General features: G+C 36.8%; 19 protein-coding genes. 1 reads left to right on the forward strand and 18 read right to left on the reverse strand.

Annotated elements, in window-relative coordinates; all coding sequences use genetic code 11:
• Positions 1–246: 246 nt before the first annotated feature.
• Complete coding sequence (locus CIL03_RS05935) at positions 247–2283, reverse strand: catalase (protein WP_094884567.1); 2037 nt, start codon at positions 2281–2283, stop codon at positions 247–249.
• Positions 2284–2610: 327 nt separating this feature from the next.
• Here CIL03_RS05935 and CIL03_RS05940 point away from each other — a divergent pair, with 327 nt between their 5' ends.
• On the forward strand, positions 2611–3870 hold the full coding sequence (locus CIL03_RS05940) for a GGDEF domain-containing protein (RefSeq protein ID WP_094884569.1): 1260 nt from the start codon (positions 2611–2613) through the stop codon (positions 3868–3870).
• Between the two features lie 71 nt (positions 3871–3941).
• On the opposite strand, the gene CIL03_RS05945 is transcribed toward CIL03_RS05940, so the two are convergent.
• The 17 genes from CIL03_RS05945 to rfbA form a co-directional block, all read right to left on the reverse strand.
• Positions 3942–4706: a hypothetical protein gene (locus CIL03_RS05945; protein WP_094884571.1), complete on the reverse strand. Its 765-nt coding sequence runs from the start codon at positions 4704–4706 to the stop codon at positions 3942–3944.
• Entirely contained in the window at positions 4699–5232 is a 534-nt protein-coding gene (locus CIL03_RS05950; RefSeq protein WP_094884573.1) for an RNA polymerase sigma factor, read from the reverse strand. Before CIL03_RS05950 ends, CIL03_RS05945 begins: the two co-directional genes overlap by 8 nt.
• 115 nt (positions 5233–5347) lie before the next feature.
• Positions 5348–6415, reverse strand: a complete 1068-nt coding sequence (gene rlmN, locus CIL03_RS05955; RefSeq protein WP_094884576.1) for a dual-specificity RNA methyltransferase RlmN — start codon at positions 6413–6415, stop codon at positions 5348–5350.
• 196 nt (positions 6416–6611) lie between these two features.
• Positions 6612–7595 (reverse strand): metallophosphoesterase, encoded by a 984-nt coding sequence (locus tag CIL03_RS05960; RefSeq protein WP_094884579.1) that lies wholly within the window; start codon positions 7593–7595, stop codon positions 6612–6614.
• A 26-nt stretch (positions 7596–7621) separates the two neighbouring features.
• A complete protein-coding gene (locus CIL03_RS05965; RefSeq protein WP_094884581.1) occupies positions 7622–9415 on the reverse strand; it encodes an ABC transporter ATP-binding protein in 1794 nt (597 codons plus the stop codon).
• A gap of 12 nt (positions 9416–9427) precedes the next feature.
• Complete coding sequence (locus CIL03_RS05970) at positions 9428–10603, reverse strand: nucleotidyltransferase domain-containing protein (RefSeq protein WP_094884583.1); 1176 nt, start codon at positions 10601–10603, stop codon at positions 9428–9430.
• 15 nt (positions 10604–10618) lie between these two features.
• On the reverse strand, positions 10619–11059 hold the full coding sequence (locus tag CIL03_RS05975) for a lasso peptide biosynthesis B2 protein (RefSeq protein ID WP_094884585.1): 441 nt from the start codon (positions 11057–11059) through the stop codon (positions 10619–10621).
• 17 nt (positions 11060–11076) lie between these two features.
• On the reverse strand, positions 11077–11367 hold the full coding sequence (locus tag CIL03_RS05980) for a lasso peptide biosynthesis PqqD family chaperone (RefSeq protein ID WP_094884587.1): 291 nt from the start codon (positions 11365–11367) through the stop codon (positions 11077–11079).
• Positions 11364–12320 carry an aldolase gene (locus tag CIL03_RS05985; protein ID WP_094884589.1) on the reverse strand — a complete coding sequence of 319 codons (957 nt, stop codon included), beginning with the start codon at positions 12318–12320 and terminating at the stop codon, positions 11364–11366. Before CIL03_RS05985 ends, CIL03_RS05980 begins: the two co-directional genes overlap by 4 nt.
• A 265-nt stretch (positions 12321–12585) precedes the next feature.
• Positions 12586–12744: a paeninodin family lasso peptide gene (locus CIL03_RS19560; RefSeq protein WP_108721235.1), complete on the reverse strand. Its 159-nt coding sequence runs from the start codon at positions 12742–12744 to the stop codon at positions 12586–12588.
• Positions 12698–14686 carry an asparagine synthase-related protein gene (locus tag CIL03_RS05990; RefSeq protein ID WP_094884591.1) on the reverse strand — a complete coding sequence of 663 codons (1989 nt, stop codon included), beginning with the start codon at positions 14684–14686 and terminating at the stop codon, positions 12698–12700. The genes CIL03_RS19560 and CIL03_RS05990 overlap by 47 nt, the downstream gene beginning before the upstream one ends.
• Positions 14687–14926: 240 nt before the next feature.
• Entirely contained in the window at positions 14927–15628 is a 702-nt protein-coding gene (locus tag CIL03_RS05995) for a metallophosphoesterase family protein (protein WP_094884593.1), read from the reverse strand.
• A gap of 132 nt (positions 15629–15760) precedes the next feature.
• Positions 15761–16915: an NAD(P)-dependent oxidoreductase gene (locus tag CIL03_RS06000; protein ID WP_094884595.1), complete on the reverse strand. Its 1155-nt coding sequence runs from the start codon at positions 16913–16915 to the stop codon at positions 15761–15763.
• A 57-nt stretch (positions 16916–16972) separates the two neighbouring features.
• The gene (locus tag CIL03_RS06005) at positions 16973–18034 is read right to left on the reverse strand and encodes an NAD-dependent epimerase/dehydratase family protein (RefSeq protein ID WP_094884597.1); all 1062 of its coding nucleotides are present in this window, start codon (positions 18032–18034) and stop codon (positions 16973–16975) included.
• Positions 18035–18046: 12 nt separating this feature from the next.
• Complete coding sequence (gene lhgO / locus CIL03_RS06010; protein ID WP_094884599.1) at positions 18047–19279, reverse strand: L-2-hydroxyglutarate oxidase; 1233 nt, start codon at positions 19277–19279, stop codon at positions 18047–18049.
• Complete coding sequence (gene rfbC / locus CIL03_RS06015) at positions 19266–19850, reverse strand: dTDP-4-dehydrorhamnose 3,5-epimerase (RefSeq protein ID WP_094884601.1); 585 nt, start codon at positions 19848–19850, stop codon at positions 19266–19268. Before rfbC ends, lhgO begins: the two co-directional genes overlap by 14 nt.
• Before the next feature lie 42 nt (positions 19851–19892).
• On the reverse strand, positions 19893–20798 hold the full coding sequence (rfbA, locus tag CIL03_RS06020; RefSeq protein ID WP_094884603.1) for a glucose-1-phosphate thymidylyltransferase RfbA: 906 nt from the start codon (positions 20796–20798) through the stop codon (positions 19893–19895).
• Positions 20799–20819: the final 21 nt, after the last annotated feature.

Consider the following 20819-nt stretch of genomic DNA (forward strand, 5'->3'; position numbering starts at 1 on the left):
TTTTACCAAAATTATCAATCAGACTTTGTTAGTATTCTTTTTTGTTTACTTGTATACTTTTTGCACACCGCGGTATATCAAGATGTACACGTATTTGCAAACAAGTTTACGTTTATGAAATCTTTTTGTTTTCGTTATTGTATACATGTAAACAATAAAAGTATACATTGAAATTAGATAAATTTACTTCACAAAAAAGGAGCAAGGAAATGAATTCCCAGCCCCTAATCTGTTTTATATTTTAAGTTATCTATCCCAAAAACGATGCAATCCTATTGCTTCTGAGAATGATTCGACAAAGTTGCTTGGTATATTACCACTCAAAACTCCTGCTTTACCTTCTATATTGATAGCTTCCAGATACCTATTCCCATCACTCGAAGCTCCAATAGGTTTAAAATGCGAATATGCTTCTTTTACAAAATACGAAACCTTTTCATCAAAATCCTTATCTGTGTTATCCCCTCCTGCTATATAGACTGCATCGAAGAGCACAGGATCACCCGTTGCAAATGTTTGATTTGCTTTAATCGTTCTGTGATTCTTTCCTTTAACATCACCAAGTTTTTTACTGACAATCTCTATATGAATTCCTTTTTCCTCCAACCCTTTTAGTGTTTTATCAACTTCATCGCTAAATCCATCATCAATCAATACAGCCAGCTTTCTGGTATCAGGTAAATTAACTGTATTCTCCTGGCTTAATGCAGGTGAACACTTTGTAATATTAGAGCCCCCGCTCTCAGGCAATGTTACACCAAGGTTAGCTGCTATTTCCTGAGCCATTTCCAGATTCACATTGGCAAACATATTGACAGCCTGCTGCTGTACAGATTGACTCTTACACATTCCAAGTTCAAAGCTGAATGCAGAAATAATATGATCTCTTTCCGCGTCACTCATACTATTCCAGAAAAGAACAGCCTGCGAGAAATGATCTTTGAAACTATCACTTCTAGCACGAATTTTCCTTCCCTCCACTTTTTCCTGGTAATGTACGTATCCGCCTTCCTCCTCACTGGAGACAGATGGGGTATTATTTGCCAAAGAATTATTATGATAGCTGACTTGTCCTTTATTGATTGTCTGTCTTCCATAGCCTCCCCGCTGATTATTATGAAATGGGCAAACAGAGCGATTTATTGGAAGCTCATGAAAGTTCGGACCTCCTAATCTTATTAATTGCGTATCGGTATATGAGAATAGACGTCCCTGCAGCAATGGATCATTCGTAAAATCAATTCCAGGTACAATGTGTCCTGGATGAAACGCAACCTGTTCATTCTCGGCAAAAACATTATCGACATTTCTGTTCAATGTCATTTTACCTATAATTCTTACAGGCACATCCTCTTCCGGCCATATTTTGGTAGGGTCCAGAATGTCAAAATTAAACATATTCTCATCAGTTTCATCAATAATCTGTACACCAAGTTCAAATTCAGGATAATCACCATTATCAATTGATTCATATAAGTCAGCACGGTGAAAATCGGGATTCTTTCCATTAATCTTCTGAGCTTCATCCCATACTACAGAATGGACACCAAGCTTTGGTTTCCAATGAAACTTAACGAAGTACCCTTTTCCCTCTTCATTTACAAAACGGAATGTATGAACACCAAAGCCTTCCATCATTCTAAAGCTTCGTGGTATTGCCCGATCCGACATATGCCACATAATCATATGTGCTGTTTCCTGATTATTTGCAACAAAATCCCAGAATGTATCATGTGCGGAAGCAGCTTGCGGAATTTCGTTATGCTGCTCCGGCTTCACCGCATGTATTAAATCTGGAAATTTTATAGCATCCTGAATGAAAAACACAGGCATATTATTCCCTACTAAATCATAATTCCCTTCCTCTGTATAAAATTTCGTAGCAAATCCGCGGACATCACGGGCAAGTTCCCCTGACCCTTTTGACCCTGCTACGGTGGAAAACCTTACAAATACGGGAGTTTTAGACCCAGGTTCCTGCAAAAATTTTGCTCGTGTGTATTCCTTCATCGACTCATATAACTCAAATTCACCATGTGCAGAATATCCACGGGCATGTACAACCCGTTCAGGAATCCGCTCATGGTCAAAATGTGTAATCTTCTCACGAAAATGAAAATCTTCCATTAGAGTTGGACCACGTTCTCCCGCTTTTAAAGAAAATTCATCTTCAGATATCCGCAGCCCCTGATTCGTGGTCATCTTTTTATCTTGATCATCCACACGGAACTTCTCCAGTTGTTCATTTTTGCTGTTGCCATCAACTTTACGCTTATCGCTCATGTCTGCTATTCCTCCTTTGTGATCTTGGATAATGTACTCTAAAACTACTTCCCGTGATAGAATAGGAATAAACAGCGGTAATTATATGAAATCCACAGGTTTAAGAAAAAGAGAATCATCATTAGCCGAAATTTTACTGCCAGCTGCATGCGAGTTAATGGGGTAACTTTCTGAGAAATAATGTTAATTCTTATACAAAACTTTAAAATTAAGAATAATAAATTCATAAAATCATATCTTTGCACTTATTTTTTTGAATTTTATGGTATTATTGATTTTATATAGTAAATTTTACCTAGTAATTTCCGGGAAGGAGGATAAATGCGCATGCTTCGACTAAAAATTTTTATCAGTTCAGTTTTTTTAGCTTCGCTCATCGTCGCGGCATCCTTTGGCCAAATACTTGTTAATACCTCTTTATATTTGAAAGTCATCCTAATATTTTGGCTGTTCTCCTTCCTTTATTCTCATTTGAGCATCATTGTCAGAAAAGGCAATGTAAGGATGGATTATGGAATTTATTATGGATTATCACTTGGCCTATTCACCGGACCACTAGGATTATTTATTTTTGAAACGATTTACCGTTTTACTGTTTATTTCAGCAGGAAATACACCAATACTGCCGATCCAGATGAATTTTTACATACATTTTATAACATAGGTGCATTTGCCTTAAATCATTCCATTGCTTATTTCTTATTCATTCAATTATATCCAGCTTTCCAATCACTTCCGTTTGGCTTTTGGATTTTAATCGCTCTACTGATTATCGTCGTCTCTATGTTGTCAGACGCTTACCTAATTATCGTATTCTCAATTACCGGAGACATTAAGTCCCGCAAAGAAGCGATCGAGTTTATCAAAAGCAGAAGCATTCTGGATATGGGGAAAATTGCAGTTTCCAATGGGCTTCTATTTCTCTTCCTGCAGCAGCAGCAATGGGAAATGCTGATTGCTCTATTCATTCTAAATTATCTTGTCAGCCGTTCATTTCTCGTAAAATCACAAAGCATTCAGCATAAAATTGAGCGGGATAAATTTGAACAGATGGCATATACCGACTTTTTAACAGAGGTTTACAATCGAGCATATATGGATAAAAAAATGAATGAAATAAACAATAGCGGGGAGAACCTGGGAATTGTCGTATCAGACATTGATGCATTTAAACGAATAAATGATTCCTATAATCACGCTGTTGGGGACCGTGTAATTCAGCATTATGCCGCCACATTACAAAGCTATCTGGACGATGGGGATTATCTATTTCGAAGTGGTGGTGAAGAATTTACCATATTCCTGAGAAATAAAGATTATCAAACATGTGTCGAATTGGTAGAAAAAATAAGAGACGGAGTAGAGGGTCAGCATGCTACTGCAGAATATCAATCGGACAACATCGCTATTCCCTACACTGCATCTTTCGGGCTTTATTATTATAAAACCAATGAAAGTATTGAAATTAAAAAAGCATATGTATACGCAGATCATCTGCTGCTTACATCAAAGGATCTAGGGAAAAATAGGGTGTCTGTAAAAAATGGAATGAATGAAATGCCTTTATCACTGCGTTTTAAAGGTTAAAACGAACCTGTAGCAATGCTTCGGAGCTTCATTCAAAAAACCGCGCTAAATTTTAATTAGCACGGTTTTTATTATTTTACAATTTCAAGGCTTTCCAGCATATAATAGAAACGCGCACCATGGCCTTCAGCTGCTCCCAGGAAATACTTTTGCTTAATTACAAATAACTGGCCATCTTCTTCCTCTGTCAAATGATATCTGTGGATTGGTGTGTCAAACTGATGCCCAGTCTTTCCATGTTCATTCGTATATTCCGGACCAATTCCCTTAACCACTATACCATTTATTGGTGTGTCAATAATCTCTTCCCGATTTACTGTTAGACCATTGCTTTCTATTTCTTCTTTAATCATCGCGAGCTGCTCTTCAATTGTTGTATCCTCTTTTCTCATAATTTCCATAGAAACTTCGGGAATATTTTCGGGGAGATCATCTTTCGGTACAATTCGATCACTTGTATCCCCTTTTTTCATTCTATACCTGGATTCATCAATATAAATGATATACCTGAGTTCATCATTTGTTTCTAAATGAACTTCGGCATCCTCTTTTTGGCCTTCAATTTCAATTTCCTGATCTTTCTCCTCCACAAACATATCCTTCAGGCTTTGGATCATCGCCTGACCGGTTTCTGTCATATCAAAGAAAAGAAATGCAACGATTACTGCTGCAGCAATTCCTGCGGTAACTCTTTTAAATTTCTTGCCTTTCCGGGATTTTGAAGGAAATAGCTCCTTACTTATTTTATTCCATGTCTCATCCTTTAATTTTGGGGCCGGGCTGGTATGTTCCTTGAATTTTTTCTCTAAACGCTTATCCAGATCCTGGTTATTCATCCTTCATCCCTCCCATCACTGCTTTCAGCCGGTGTCTCGCTTTGTAAAGTCTCGATTTGATTGTGTTCACATTTACATCCATCATTTCTGCTAATTCCATTTCAGTAAACCCATTTAAATACTTTAACGTCAATATTGTCCGCTGATTCTCATCAAGCTGTTCCATAGCCAATTCCAAATCATCATAGCTGTTCCTTCTCTGTGAAGAATGATTCAGGTGATCCAATGCTTGCTCTGATTCGATACTAATTGCCTGTTTTGAATTCTTCGTCAGAAATCGTCTGCTTTCATTTATTAGTATTTTATAAAACCATGGTTTAAAGGATTTGCTCGTATCATAAGCATCAATATTACGAAATATTTTTATAAACGTTTCCTGAACAATGTCGGATGCATCGCTTTTATTTCTTGTAATTGCATAGGCTGTACGAAGTGCATAATCAGCATAGTTCTCATATAACCGTTTGAACGCACGCTGGTTGCCCTTTTTGATTTTCTTAATAAGTCTGGCTTCCTGTTCAAACAACGGCCTCCATCCCCCTTTCATTGTTCTTACTATATATACCTTCAAAAACACTAAAAAGTTTTTGTCCATTTAAAAAAGGGCACCTAATTTAAATTAGATGCCCTCCTTTATCTATTTACACTGCATTTTTCTTTTTAATTTGCTTACTTCTCAACTGGCCGCATGCAGCATCAATATCTGCTCCATTCTCCCAGCGGACGCCACAATTAATTCCTTGCCCTTTCAATGTTTCAAAAAATGCCTGGATGTCTTCAGACTTACTTCGCTGATACTGATTATGTTCATCAACGGAGTTGTATGGAATTAAATTTACATATGCCAAATGACGATGGTTTTTTAATAATTTTGCAAGCTGAAGTGCTTCTTCCTTATGATCATTTACATCCCTGAGCATAATGTACTCATAGGTGATTCGCCTGTTTGTCTTCTCAAGGTAATAATCGACAGCCTTCATAAGCTTTTCGATTGGAAATGCCTTATTTATCTTCATTATCTGTGTACGAAGCTCATTGTTTGGTGCATGGATGGATATTGCCAGGTTCACCTGGATGCCTGTATCAGCAAATTCATAAATTTTATGAGCAAGGCCGCTTGTTGATACCGTAATGTGTCGAGCACCAATATTAAGGCCCTTATCATCATTAACTACATATAAGAAGTCCATTAAATTCGTAAAGTTATCAAATGGCTCCCCAATTCCCATAACAACAATATGGCTGACGCGCTCCTCTTTCCCTTGTGAGTCCAAATGCTTTTGCACATTCATGATTTGCTCAACAATCTCGCCACTGGAAAGGTCACGGCTCTTGCGTAAGAGGCCACTGGCACAGAAAGAACAGCCGATATTGCAGCCGACTTGCGTTGTCACACAAACGGATAAACCGTAATTGAACCGCATGAGCACGGTCTCAATCAGGTTTCCATCGTCCAGACGGAATAAAAATTTAATCGTGCCATCTTTGGATTCCTGTTTGATTTCCTCTTCTAACGTATCGAGGATAAAATGTTCATCAAGCAATTCAATTGTTTCGCTGTTTACATTTTTCATTTCCATAAACTTGGAAATACGTTTTTTATAAAGCCAATTCCAAACCTGGTCAACACGAAAGCGCTTCTGTCCGTGTTCTGTCAGCCAGTCAGTTAATTGATCGTATGTTAGTCCATAAATGGATTTTTTACTCATTTGTTACCCTCATTTCCAGAGAAATCAGCCTATAAGCAATTTCCCGAAATATATCTTTGCAATTAATTATCATACTATAGTAACGTATATTTGGCAATGCAGCAAACCCATTAATATGTCCCCCTTTTAATAGGAGCAAAAATTTAAACACGCAAATAAGACCGGCACACAGCCCATTTGATCTGCATGCCGGTCTTTATTTTTGCACCAATCTCAATAAATTGATTTCCGGAGGATTAAACAGACGGAATTTCATAAAAGATATTGCGTCACTGCTGCCTAGCCCTGTGCTGACATATTGTTTTGTCTGTTCATATTCCCACAGCCCTTTCACCCTGTCCTGAGGAGGAAAAAGGCTATTCGGCTCATACCAGGGGTCGGGAATGAAAAGTGCACCGATAAAGGGCAATCGGATTTGCCCTCCATGATAATGCCCTGCCATAATTAAATCGAATTCTCTCCATACGGTGCTGGGGTCTTCTTTGATAAAATCTATACGTGCATCTGGTACAGGATAATGGTTAAGAGCTATAACCACATCGGATTCGATAAAACCTTCATGGTTATTCATTTCTTCCCATAATTGCCTCTGATATGTAAGGTACTGTTTATCTGAGGTGTAAGCCGGATAAACAATGCCATTAATATTACCGATGCTTTCAGGATTATTTATGATTGCCAGTTCTAAATTAGCAAAATGAATAGTCGCCCCATTTACTTCAACCGTATCAATAGCTTCTAATAGTGAAACCCCTCTTTCTTCCATACCTTTAATAAATTTGCTTTTTCCGAATGCTGGTTCAGTCTGATAGCTGTCAGGGTCTGCGTTTCCGGGTACATACCAGGCGTTTTCTTTATTAATGATTCCCTCAAGAATGGAATAGAAAGAATGATAGTTTGTGCTATCGGTACTGTCCAGCATGTCACCAGTAAAAACAATCGCATCGTATTCAATCGAATTAATGGCGTCAATCAATCTTTTTTGGTTTTTGCCGAATTGTTTTTCATGTAAATCGGAAATTTGCAGGATACGGAAACCTTCTAATCGTTCTGGAAGGTCATCAATGGAGATTTCTTGTTTTACTATGCTTATGCGGTTGTTGTCCCAGTATGTGTAAAAACACAAGACAACACCCAGGATTAAAATAACTAATATAATTCTGCCAACTACTTTTTTCATAACTTACCGCACTCCAATTCTGTTCCTTACTTAATAGCTTTCAATTGATTATGGAGTAAGTTACTGAACACACTTTTCTTTTCCTTGGAAAGCTGTGTAAATCCACCCTGCTGAATGATTTCGCCTTCTTCCAGTACTACAACCTGATCTGCATTTTGAATCGTCGATAAGCGATGAGCAATGACAATAATCGTCATCCTACCTTTTAATCTTTCCAGTGCATGCTGAATGTTTGCTTCATTCTCTGTATCAAGTGAACTTGTTGCTTCATCCAATACAAGAATCGATGGTTTTCTTAAAATAGCACGAGCTAAAACAAGTCGTTGCCGCTCCCCGCCTGATAGCTTGATTCCTCGATCACCGATAATTGTATCTAATCCATCAGGAAGTTTCTTTACAAATTCAGCTGCTGAAGAAAAATCCAGGGCTTCCCACATTTGTTCTTCTGATGCATCTTGTTTTACTATGGACAGATTATCTCTAATAGATGTATTGAAAAGAAATGGTTCCTGCGGGACATAGCTGATTGATCTTCGTAAGGCTACTAAATTATCACTGGATAAAGCTACTCCATCGATTAAAATCTGTCCGTTTTCCGGTTTATTCAATCCCATCAACATATCGATTAATGTACTTTTCCCTGCACCGGACCTCCCTACAAATGCAGTCATTTGATTCGTTGGGATTGTGATATTAATATTCTTCAAGGCGTAGCCAGCTGTTTGATTATAGCGAAAATAGACTTGTTCACATTGGATACTTTGGTTAATTACTAGTGGCGTAATATTCGTATTTGTTTTTGCTTCAAACTCTTGGGAACTTCTACACTCTTCCTGCATTGCAATAACCGCTTTAAAGGAAGGAATCGTTGTTGCTATTTGTTCCATTGAGCTTTGAAGCCCTGCAACACGTGGCCATAACCTTGAGAAAACTACAATAATTAACATGAGTTGTGCAGCTTGCGCATTAAATATCATTACTGCAAAATAGATAAAGATAGCGATTAAAAATGCAGATGCTACTTTATAATATAATTGCGAAGTTGATTTTAACCTCATATACTCTACTTGCTCTGTTTCCATTCCCTTCGTAACCCGGTCATACCAGTCTAACCTTGACTTTTCCAGTGTATTACTTTTAATATCTTTTATCCCATTCATATGATCGGTAATTCCGCTGATATATTCTTTCGCCAATTCAAAATTTCTGTTCCCTAAAGTTAATGATCTTTTTAAAAATTTACGATTAAAAAAGATAAGAACTAACCCACATAGAAGTACAAAAGTAGTGATAGTAGGTGATATAATAAATGCCAATCCTATTTGAATAAAAGTGAATACAATCGATGATATAAATTGTAATACCGAATATGCACCAACACTTGATCGTGCAATTTCAGACGTTAAAATATTTATGAAATCTGACTTTCTATTTCGAACGAAAAACTGCCAATCGGCATACATGATAGATTTATAAGTTTCTACACGCATGTATCGCAAAAAGCTGTGCTGTATCTTTGTATTCTTCACAGTCAGCTGTCGTTTTACAATATTTTGCCCAATGACAATCAAGACAAAAACAGTTAAAATTATTGGCAGGCCAATCGACTGTGGTATATCCGCAAAAAATTCAAATATACTTAAAATCGGGACTCCTTCCATTCCCATATCAACAATTCCACTCATACTGATTAACGGGACAAGCAATAGAATCGCCGCGCCATCCAATAATCCTATACCAGCCATCGCAAATAAATTAATATAAACAATTTTTCCAGAGTAATGATGGATTTGTTTCAAAAAATATATAATTGGTTTCATCCGTATGTCCCCCTATGATAATGCATGTTTCCTCACTTTTTTCCATCCCCAAAGGAATGGACGCAGTGGGAAATAAAGGAAATGGAATGCTCTTGGTAATGGTAATAATTGTTTATCCTCAGGATATGGATATAAGAAGCTCATAAGAAAGAGAATCTTTTGCTGCATACTCCTTAAAGCAAATAAATGGGATTTATGATAGTTTGCTACATCTTCAGGAACAGGATCTGAATGAAGATTGACCCTATTTTCTAAATAAAATACTGCTTGCTGGGCTAACTTTTTTGCCGAGTGTGGTTTCGTTAACCGCTCCATTTTGGGATCCAATTCCAAGTTGAATAGAGACTTAGCCAGATATATTCCTTGCCCAGCAGAACGATGATATTGATATATCCTGGTGATAAGATTAACTCTTTTCCAGTCCAATTGCTGCTTTATCAGATACTGAATATCTACGAGCCAACGTAGTCGTGACCAACCATGACGTGCGCCATGTGAAATCAAAAACAAAAATAAGTCTTCTTTCCCCAATAGATAAACCGGGAAATGAGTCAACTTACTTCTCGACTTCCGCTCCCATAGTTCATTGAATCTCGGCTCCTTTCCAGGACCCGGATTCAGCCGCCAATGAATTTCGACTTTTATATTTTGTTGTGGGTGAATATAAGTGAAGTGATGATGACGCCATTTCCAATCATTTAATACGGTTTTTATATAGTCATCCTTTACATACCCCTGCCCGATAAGCAGTTTTTCGGTTTCCTCCAGTTTATCTATTGGAACAAGGAAATCCAGGTCACCAGAAGTTCTATGTGAAATATCTCCATAAATCTGATGCGCAAGGGCAGGTCCCTTTAATAAAATGACCGGGATATGATTGTCTGCAAGCAATCTGCTAACTTGCTCTGTCATCGCACTGAACCTAAGCATTTTTAATGTATTTCTCTTATACTGATTAGAAAGATAATTCAATACAAATTCTGGTACAGTGTCCGTTTTTAACTGTTTTAATTTCAAATACAACATCGGATAAAGACGATGATGAAGGGATAATTCAATAAAAGTATGCCAATCGATTTCTTTATGTAATGCTAGATTACTTTCAACTGGGAAGTTATCTTTCAGCAAATCTAGTATAAATTTCAGTTCTGACGGTACTTTTGAAATGTTAAGTTGGGATGAATTCATGGCTTCTCCTTATCTTCACATCATTTTTGCAAACTTACTAACTACCGTAAATTGTTCTTTTACTTCTGCACCGGTAATGTAAAATGGACCGCTCCGCAGCCATGCATGTGCAATTAACTTCCCTGATGCATCTTTTGCAGTCCCTAAATATAATGTGCTTTCGATGTTTCTTTTTTCCAGCATTTTCATTGCCGCAATCGCTTTAACAAGGCATTCACTTTCCCAAAAGGTATAGTTGCTCATAATATGGATTGCTTGGGATATTTCCGACAGTTTTCTTCTTTGTTCAGGTATTAGCTCTGTTGAAGATTCTTTCATTTTATCTCCAAGAGAAGGGGCAATTTTTGAAAAGGGCCTCCCCTTTAGAACACGTCCCCTGGCTAAGTAAACATATACTTCAAATAAGAGCAGTATCATTTTCGGATTTAACGACAAAAGTAATTTTACCTTTCTCATCTCGCTCTTTCTCCTTCTTAAGCAGACTCTTTCTTTACTAAACCTTGATCAACTAAATCGTCTATGAATCGTATAACTTGATCAATACAAGTACGTTCTTCCACCTCATATTGCGTAACTAGAGTATTTATAAGATCTTGTATAGAAATAGGTTCTTTCATATGCTCCCAAATTTCTCCACCAGTTTCACCAAGATTGTAGTACTTTCCGTTTTCGATACTTAACATGACCTTTTCTCCATCCATATCACTGACAATATTGCCCTCTATTTGACTAACGATGGCATTCATTGAAATTGTTTTATTCATATCACTTTTTCCCCCTTAGGATATATTTTATTTTCTTTATTAATTACGTTTAAAATGTTATCCACTAATTCATTGGCTGTGAAACATGAACTTGGGCGGATGATTCGGTGAAAATCAAGTTTATTTACCATGTTGGCTGAAAATTCAAAGTGCCATTCCAGCAGTCCCAAACGATTAATCATGAAATTTCGGTAGGTGTTATAGTACAGAACAGGAAACCTTTCCAATTCCTGAATGGACATGATTTCTATAGCATTTTGTTCAGCCTTACTCAATACGAATATACCTGCTAAAGGTAACGGTTGATCATAAAAATGATTATTAACAGGAACAGCAAATTTTGTTACTCTATCATAAACTGGTCTAAACTGATTAGATTCCATGCCAAAATGGTCCAAGCTTTCCTGCCATAATTTTTGTTGTGGATATGAAGGTACAACAAATGGAGTGTTATCCTTAGATAACGTCACTGCAATGACATCATCTGTAAGCAGTTTGAAACCACGATTGATAAATGCCGAAGCCAATGTTGATTTTCCGGCACCAGAATCCCCAACAACAGCATAGGCTTTCCCATCAATGGCTATGCAGCTTCCGTGTATGGGTAATATTTTCCTTTGCATGAGAGCAACTCCCATGCACGTTCCAAGCAGATAAAGTCGGATTTGATCCTCGTTTGAACCTTCTATTGGTGAGAAAGAAATATATCTACCATCTTCAATCTTATAGATTGCAACACCAGGAATTTTAAACATACAAAAATTCTCTTTTATATAGTAATACGAGTCTATTTCAACATACTCCGACCATAAGTTGGATAAATCTTCTTTCTTGATAATCAAATCTGGTTCAAAATCTTTATAACTAATATGGTTTAATTCAGGTAATAAGAAGTCACTTGAAACTTTGAAACCAAATGCAGTATAAAGTGCAATTTTAGCCGTTTCAAACATGAATTACTCACCTACTTTTTATAGTAATTTAAATATAAAAACACATGAAATTACTTGTTATCTTTTGTATTTTTTCATTTAGTATTTACCTTCTACTTAATTAAAGAATAACCCTTATACAAACTGTTATGTATAAGGGTCAAATGAATGATAATCAACTTAATTTAACTGAAAAGGTACAATATGTTTTTTTGAACATATTCAAATAACGTTGGAAACGAACAATGTTGACTAAGTAAAAGCTAACAATTCCTAATTTGCTAGATTAACTTCCAATTGAGCCACCATTACCAGGATCTTTATCATCTTCTGGACCATGAAAATCGAAATCCCAAGCATGATCTTGGCCCCAGAAATCTTTACCTGCCATTGTCTCTCTAATATCCAACAATTCTAGTTTTGGCTCTTTCCATCCCTTTTTCATATGTTTCACCTCCTTTAAAGTCAAATGAATGTAGGAATCGATAGACGATGATAGCACGTATTAGAATTCTAAGTTCAGGGTTTGGAGTAAAATCTCCATTTTGAACTTCCATTGCTGTGGATAGGGCATTTCTAATCGATTCCATATTCAAATATTGTGCTACATCTTTATCCCTTAATAGTTGTTTTGCCTCTTCAATTAAATCTGTCCAATATGGTGTCATACGATGAAACCAATCTGCTCCTTGAACACCCTTATGTTTTTGATTTAACCTTACTTTGTCCGGCAAATATCCTTCTGTTGCTTTTCGGATGAGAGCCCGATCCATTCCATCATTAATAAAATGATTCAAAGGAATAGACATGCAATAATTTATCACACGGATATCATTTGTTGGATCCCGAAGTAACAAACCATATTGCAAGGATAATTTTGAGAAAGTTGTTCCGTTTGATTCCCAAATAAACTCATTACCAATAAGGTATTTCCTTTCATTAATAATTGTCAGTCCAGTGAATCCATCTAACCCAATCCCATATTTTTCAAGCTTTTCAAAGACGTTCATCTTCTTAGCAAAATTGGGATTTATTAACATCGGAAATTTATATTTTTCTTCATTGTTTAAAATAGGAAATACCTTTTTACCTAAATACGGAAGCAGCTTTTTCCTTCTTACCCCAATGTTTCTGCTATATTTCTTTAATTCATGAGAAAGGTGAATCCATTTCATACTCCTTAACAAATGGCTATAATAATCTATTGCTGCTCCCCAGGATATAGTAAAGTTTCCTCTAGCACCACTTAATAATATCCCGATATCCTCTTTTCTTGCTTGTTCAAAAATCCCCTTTATCCAAAAAGAATTCTCGAAGAATTTATAGGGCTTTTCAATAATTTCCAACCAGTCATCGATATCAGTGTATGAATTTTTACCATCTAAACTTAAATAGTGATCTTCAATATTTCCTACATAATCAACAGTTGCACGAATAAAAGTACGTTCGTCGGGAAAATAGTGCCTTGGTGTATAATCATTAAAATCTTTAACAGGAATAGAACTGTATGTATGTAACTTTTTATTTTGTTTTTGTAATGTTTTTGCAGCAAAGCTAACAACCGATCCTGAATCAAGTCCACCACTTAATTGTGATCCAACAGATTTAAATGTACGTAATCTTGAGTCCACCGCTTCCTGAAAAATATCGCGGAAAGCCTTAATATATTCTTCATCTTTTTGGAATCTAATCTTTTCGTCCAATGATAATACATGATATTTAGAAAGAGTAAACTTTCCATTTACTACAGTAATCGTATGTGAGGGCGGAACTTGTTGAATATCCTTAACGACCGTTTTTGATACATCCACTGAATCCATCATGTTTGGAATCGCCAAATACTCAGCCAACCACTCTTCATTTAACTGCTTTTTAATATATGGCAACCTTAGTAGTGGTTCCATAACAGTACAGAAGGCAAACCGCTCATTATTATGGTAAAAGTAGAGTGACCTTGTACCGGAAAAATCCCTTGCTCCAAATAGCTTTTGACTTTTCTCATCCCAAATCATAAATGCAAAATCACCAATCAAATGTTTTACAACTTCATCTTCCCATTTTGCATAAGAAAGAAGAATCAATTGACTATCAGACATGACCTTTCTTTCTTCATGATTAACCCCTAATTTAGTAAATAATTCTTCCCGATTATCAATCATCGCATCTGCCGTAATTACAAGCTGTCTATCATAATCGTAATAGGGCAGTTGTTCCATGATCGACTCGGGTGTAATCCATTGTGCATGGCATCCTAAAAAGACATTTTCCTGTTGCCATGTCTGAACATCATCACTAGGATACTTTTGTAAGGCTTTCATCATTTCAAGACCTTGATCAATTGATACAGGTTCATTATTTGCATAAACGATACCAGCAATAGCGCTCATAATTTCCTCCTGGAGATGATTTTAGTGTATGGTAGTTCAAGTGCATTTTATGTTCATTATAAAGAACAATGCAATCAAAAAAATATATGTTGTACTTAATAAATTAAATAACAAAAGCTTTTGTTCTCTATAGAGAATAATCTATTACTAAAGTACCATCATTTAACCATAGTGTCAATAATTAATTTAATTATTTTAAATTTTTTCAAATAAAAAAAACTACTACTCGGTTGCCTCAAACTACCTCAAGAAATCAACTATATTTTTATTAGGATAGTCAGAATCTCTAATCTGTCTTATAACCTTATCAACATCATATTCAATCCTAACGATCGAAGCAGTAAAGCTGTTTTCATCAATTTCTACTAAAGAGTATGATGCATTATTCGAACCATCAAAAGGCAATCCAACACTTCCCGTATTCACAACACATTTCCCTTTTAAAAACCTTACATACGGTTTATGGATATGTGCATAAAGATAAATTTCCGCGTCTTTTACCATTAATTTTTCACCAATTACTTCATCACTTTCTGATGGCTGCACCATTTCAAACAAACTATCAGGTGTCGCATGAAACGCATGTATTGTTATATTTTCATAGTTTAGATTCAGTTCTACGGGGAGATTTTTAAGATAGTCTAAATCTTCCTGATTTAATTTTGAATAAGTCCAGTCACGTTCTTTATGCACCATAGTCAAAGCTTGTTCAGGAACCTCAACTTCTCGAATTCCCCGAACCACCCACTCATCCGCATTGCCTTTTATTACATCGGCATTTAAAGACCTTACCATATCTAAGGTGAGCTTTGGCTCCGGTCCCCGAAAGCATAAATCGCCAAGGAAAAACGTTTCATCGACATCTCTTTGTTTAATATCTTCTAATACTGCTTCCAATGCAGTGGCATTGCCGTGTATATCAGCAATAAAGGCCAATTTCATTTAAAACACCTCTTTCTAACTTCTTAAAATATTTCAATACAATGGATATCCTCTAACCAGCATTAATAATCATTAATTTTTTGTTCATACAGAGGTAAAACCCTACTCCATAATTTTTATTCCTTTATCTATTTAGATATTCACTGCCTTCTTTCCAACTGTGTCATACCAAGCTCTCAACGCCAGACTCTCAGGCAGTTCAACATCATAAAAGGTAATTATTTCCCCTTCTGCAACTTCTCTTTTCATTACTGCATCTACAAGTAGGCCAATTGGAACGTGCCCATTATTTTCAGCGATTTTTACCGCTTCCCCTCTTACCTGAAAGCTGCCGATTCCCTTTTCAATTTTCTCACCAGGCTTCAATGTCCTTTTAGCAATAGCTGCTACACTGACAGTAGGATTTTCACCATTATTCAATAGGACACCACCGCCATTAATAACCCTTTTAATTGTTTTCATGATTTCTAGATGGCAAAGGTGATAGTTTTGCAGAATTGTATAATATGGCCCTTCTCCCATCTTGTAATACCTTAGTGCATCCTTCTGCCGGGTATCGTGTTCTGCAGTGATAAACACGCCCGGAGGAGCTTTTGGCGCCAATACAAATTCACAAATTGGGTGTCCTAACCTGTTTGCCTCTTCCGCTAATACTTCTCCCGCCTCATTTAAGTCGTTTGAGCTTGGAGCCAAAAGCCCATCAACGGCAATTCCTGCTCCAAGGCCGTTTGCTACCAGTGCCTGTTCTATTTGCACTTTTGTTCCATCTGTAAAAGAAGTTGTCATATCAAGACGCACACCATTTTTCTTGGAAAAGTACTTCATATCCTCTATGTTTGGATCCAGCTTAAGAAATCCTTTTATATTCCCATAAACCAGAGGCTTGAACCCCATTTCAACAACATTCTCATGCAGGGAGGCTAAGCAGCCTGGCTGATCCCCTTCTGCTTCGGTAATAAATCCCCTATTGGCGAAATAGGAGCCTGTTGTTACCTGCAGTTCGGCATTCATTGTGATTACCGGAATAGAAGCTTTGATCACCTTATCAATTACTTCAGTTCCATAAATAACATCCCCACTGCATTCCACAATCAGATCACAATTTTCAATGAAATCATCAGTCGAATTCGTAAGCACTACCTGAAATGGATAATCGCTCATTGTACTTATGTCGCGTCGGGTTAAAACCTTTGATAACTTTAATTCCCGCTGCTTTTCAATCTCCAATGCCAGCCCTTTGCCAATTAAACCTGTTCCTGCAATACCAACTCTTGTAATTTTATTCATTATAACAACCCCCACATTCTTGATATAGAACAACTTACCTAAAAAAATAGTCTTCAGCTACAGTGATGCGACCTTTTCTTGAGTCACATTCTTTTTCATTTCCAATATGCCGCCATACATATCAACCTGCTTAATGATGGTTTGCCATTCAATTAATTTCTTATACCAATTCAATGTTATCGTTTGTTCCGTTTTTTCAAGTGTTCCATTTTCCAGAGCTTGATAAATCTGCAATGCTCCATCAGCGGCTGTAAATTTTGCCTGCCAGCCAAGCATCTTTTCTATCTTCGTAAAATCTACACGGTAGGAACGATGATCCGGATCCCCATACCATTCGATTTTCACTTCACACGGCAGTGCAGCTGCAATTTCCTCAGCGAGTGAGCCCAGCTGATAATTATTTCGACTGGAACCAACATTAAAAATCTCACCATTAATAATATTGGCTTCAGCTTCCAGCAGCAGGCACATGACATCGGTTGTATCTTCCACGTGTACCATTGGCCTCCACTGCGTTCCATCCCTCATTAAAGGAATTACACCATTTTCCCATGCACCATAGGTCATTCCATTTATAGCTAAATCAAATCTCATCCTGGGTGAATAACCATAAACAGTTGCTTGCCTCATTACCACAACGCTAAAATCATCGTCAGCTAATGGAAGAACCCCAAGTTCAGCTTGTTCATTTGCCTTTGCATATACTGTTAAAGGATTTGTCTTAGTATTTTCATCAGCAATCGCATCCTTATCCTGGAATCCATAAATACTGCAAGATGACGGCAGAATGTAACGCGCTGCTCCCATCTTTTTTGCAAGTATTGCTGTGTTTACTCTTGATTGATGATTCACCTCATACGTAATCTTTTTAAATTCCTCTCCACTTGGATCATTTGAAATAGCTACCAAATCAATGACTGCATCTACATCGACAAAATGCTCTTCTTTCAACTTCCGGCAATCTTCATGAATAATCGTTAAATTAGGATGGGACGTAAGTTTATCCATTCCAAAAAAGAAACGATCTACCGCTTTTACATTGTAACCCTTCGCTAAGAGCTTCGGCACTAAAATGCAGCCAATATAGCCACCCGCACCAGTTACCAATATATTTTTCATTCCTTTTCCCCCTTATGAAATATTATCTTTCACCAGTTTTAATCGTTCACTCTTCCTTTTTGCAATCTCATCCACCACATATCTCGAAAATGGGAATGCACAAGTGAACCCTGGAGAAACTGCATTTAAGATATGAAAGGAGCGGTGGTCCCCTTCCACAACAAAATCCTGTACAAGCTCCATAGTTTCTTTATTCAGTAGTTGAGCACGTATCCCCGGCTTCATAAACTTCCCAAATCCCCGTTTGTCAACATGCTTCACCAGCTTTAAAGAAAGGTTAATAAAATGTGACTTTTTATACTTTTTCATTTCTTCTCGTGCTAAAGAGCGGAAGTTAAATGAATTCGTTACAAACAGCTTTGCCTCATAATATAAGATGCTTAGAAACTCGCCTAACTTGAAATTCTTTAGACCTTTATAGTTCTCCCTCCAAAATGCCGGGATTGCAGTTGGTCCGATTTTAATAGATTCATCTACAGTCTTTGTAAAATGAACACCTAAAAAGGGATTTTTCAGATTAGGTACTGGATATATATTCGTTGTAACATCTGTTTTGTTCTTTGCGTATTTTAAATAAATTCCTTTAAAAGGGATAATGGTATACTTTTTTCCAAACTTAAAATCCTTGGCAATTTTATCTGCATATAATCCAGCTGCATTTATGAAATAGCTGCAGTCAAATTCACCTTTATTTGTTAGAATTTTATTATTTGAACTTCCCTTATACCTGGTATTGCATAAAATCTTGACACCCTTTTTGATTACTTCATCTTTAATGGTCTGACATACTTCAATAGGATCAACTGATGATGTCGTTGGGGAATAGAGAGCTTTATTAAAAGTCTTTACGTTTGTGTCAATCATATTTACTACAGATTGATCTACCCACTCAAGTTCAACCCCATTTTTCTCAGCCCTGCTTTTTAATTCTATTAAGCCCTGAAATTCCTCTTCATTTGTTGCTGCAACAACCTTGCCGCACTTATTTATTCTCAAGCCATTATCAATGCAGTATTTCGTCATTTCCTGATTGCCTTCTCTTGTAAATCTTGCCTTCAAACTATTAGCTGTATAATAGAACCCGGCATGTAATACCCCGCTGTTTCGCCCACTGGAGTGATATGCAACGTCAGATTCCTTTTCTATAATACAAATGGACGTTTCCGGAAATCTACTTTTTAATTCCCTCGCGATGGACAGGCCGATTATTCCACCGCCGACAATAAGATAATCATAGGACTTCATGGCCAATCTCCACTTTTTCCTGAAACCTGAAATTAATCTCAGCATCTTTTAAGTATGGTTGGTTAGCATCTTTTTCTGATAGAATTGGATTGGATGCCGGCCAGTCAATAGAAAGTGAAGGATCATTCCAACGTATCCCTTTATCGTTCTCTGCTGAGTAATACTCATCCACTTTATACTGAACATGTGTATTTTTGGTTAATGTACAGAAGCCGTGTGCAAAGCCTTTTGGAACTAGAAGCATGCGGTGGTTTTCGGCACTTAATGTTATGCCGACCCACCTGCCAAATGTCGGTGAGCCTTTTCGAATGTCGACGGCTACATCATAAATTGCACCGGTAATAACGCGAATTAATTTCGTTTGCGCTTTTGGATCTTTCTGGTAATGAAGTCCGCGAATAACGTTTTTATCAATGGAAAGCGAGTGGTTATCCTGGATAAAATTGAACTTCATGCCAAGCTCTTCGAATTTTTGAAGATTAAAGCTTTCCATAAAAAAACCTCGATGATCCTTAAAAACTTTTGGCTCTATAATTTTCACGTCTTCAAGCTTTGTATCTATTAATTGCATATACTTTCCTCCCATTTGATAAGTTTCAAGCCGCTAAATATGTCAATTTACCAATCGTAATGTTTCTAGGCCTTTACTTCTGTTCATTTCTACAACCCGAAGTAAATATTTCCCATACGCACTCTTTTTCAATGGTTCTGCTAGTTTTAATAATTGAGATTCTGATATATATCCTTTGCTATATGAAATTTCTTCTAAACATGCAACTTTTAGAAGTGTTCGCTTTTCCATTATTTCAATAAATTGTGATGCCTCAAGCAATGATTCATGTGTCCCCGTATCTAGCCAGGCAAAACCACGTCCAAACAATTCAACGTTTAATTGATCTCTTACAACGTATTCTTTAAGAATATCGGTGATTTCCAGTTCCCCTCTATCAGATGGCTCTACGTTTTTAGCAATATCAACGACCTGATTATCAAAGAAATATAAGCCAGTAATAGCAAAATTAGATTTAGGTATTTCTGGTTTTTCCTCTATGGACAGAACCTTATGATTGTCATCAAACTCAACAACACCAAATCTTTGTGGATCATCAACATTGTATCCAAAGACAGTTGCTCCATTTAATTGCCGTTTCACTCTCTCAAGATGAGAGATAAAATCATGGCCATAGAAAATGTTATCTCCTAAAATGAGGGAAACATCATCAGCTCCAATAAAATCTTCACCAATGATAAAAGCCTCCGCCAGTCCATTTGGCTTTTCCTGAATCACATATGATAGATGAATACCTAATTCTGAACCATCACCCAATAACTGCTCAAACCGTGGCAAATCCTCCTGCGTAGATATAATTAAAATTTCCTTGATACCGGCCAGCATTAAAACCGATAGGGGATAATAAATCATTGGTTTATCATAAATCGGAAGTAATTGTTTTGATACGGATCTTGTTAATGGGTATAGTCTCGTTCCGCTTCCGCCAGCTAGGATAATTCCTTTCATGTTATTCCTCCTCAAAAAGTA

The organism is Virgibacillus indicus (assembly GCF_002266285.1).
GTDB lineage: Bacteria > Bacillota > Bacilli > Bacillales > Amphibacillaceae > Virgibacillus_K > Virgibacillus_K indicus.

Excerpts from the sequence above, each read along its gene's own strand:
- rfbC (WP_094884601.1), bottom strand. The coding sequence starts at position 19,850 with ATGCAATTAATAGATACAAAGCTTGAAGACGTGAAAATTATAGAGCCA.
- CIL03_RS05935 (WP_094884567.1), bottom strand. The coding sequence starts at position 2,283 with ATGAGCGATAAGCGTAAAGTTGATGGCAACAGCAAAAATGAACAACTG.
- CIL03_RS05990 (WP_094884591.1), bottom strand. The coding sequence starts at position 14,686 with ATGAGCGCTATTGCTGGTATCGTTTATGCAAATAATGAACCTGTATCA.
- rlmN (WP_094884576.1), bottom strand. The coding sequence starts at position 6,415 with ATGAGTAAAAAATCCATTTATGGACTAACATACGATCAATTAACTGAC.
- CIL03_RS05975 (WP_094884585.1), bottom strand. The coding sequence starts at position 11,059 with ATGAGAAAGGTAAAATTACTTTTGTCGTTAAATCCGAAAATGATACTG.
- CIL03_RS05965 (WP_094884581.1), bottom strand. The coding sequence starts at position 9,415 with ATGAAACCAATTATATATTTTTTGAAACAAATCCATCATTACTCTGGA.
- CIL03_RS05995 (WP_094884593.1), bottom strand. The coding sequence starts at position 15,628 with ATGAAATTGGCCTTTATTGCTGATATACACGGCAATGCCACTGCATTG.
- lhgO (WP_094884599.1), bottom strand. The coding sequence starts at position 19,279 with ATGAAGTCCTATGATTATCTTATTGTCGGCGGTGGAATAATCGGCCTG.
- CIL03_RS06005 (WP_094884597.1), bottom strand. The coding sequence starts at position 18,034 with ATGAAAAATATATTGGTAACTGGTGCGGGTGGCTATATTGGCTGCATT.
- CIL03_RS05940 (WP_094884569.1), top strand. The coding sequence starts at position 2,611 with ATGCTTCGACTAAAAATTTTTATCAGTTCAGTTTTTTTAGCTTCGCTC.
- CIL03_RS19560 (WP_108721235.1), bottom strand. The coding sequence starts at position 12,744 with ATGAAAAAGGGATGGAAAGAGCCAAAACTAGAATTGTTGGATATTAGA.
- CIL03_RS05985 (WP_094884589.1), bottom strand. The coding sequence starts at position 12,320 with ATGTTTGAAACGGCTAAAATTGCACTTTATACTGCATTTGGTTTCAAA.
- CIL03_RS05970 (WP_094884583.1), bottom strand. The coding sequence starts at position 10,603 with ATGAATTCATCCCAACTTAACATTTCAAAAGTACCGTCAGAACTGAAA.
- CIL03_RS05960 (WP_094884579.1), bottom strand. The coding sequence starts at position 7,595 with ATGAAAAAAGTAGTTGGCAGAATTATATTAGTTATTTTAATCCTGGGT.
- CIL03_RS06000 (WP_094884595.1), bottom strand. The coding sequence starts at position 16,915 with ATGAATAAAATTACAAGAGTTGGTATTGCAGGAACAGGTTTAATTGGC.
- rfbA (WP_094884603.1), bottom strand. The coding sequence starts at position 20,798 with ATGAAAGGAATTATCCTAGCTGGCGGAAGCGGAACGAGACTATACCCA.
- CIL03_RS05980 (WP_094884587.1), bottom strand. The coding sequence starts at position 11,367 with ATGAATAAAACAATTTCAATGAATGCCATCGTTAGTCAAATAGAGGGC.
- CIL03_RS05945 (WP_094884571.1), bottom strand. The coding sequence starts at position 4,706 with ATGAATAACCAGGATCTGGATAAGCGTTTAGAGAAAAAATTCAAGGAA.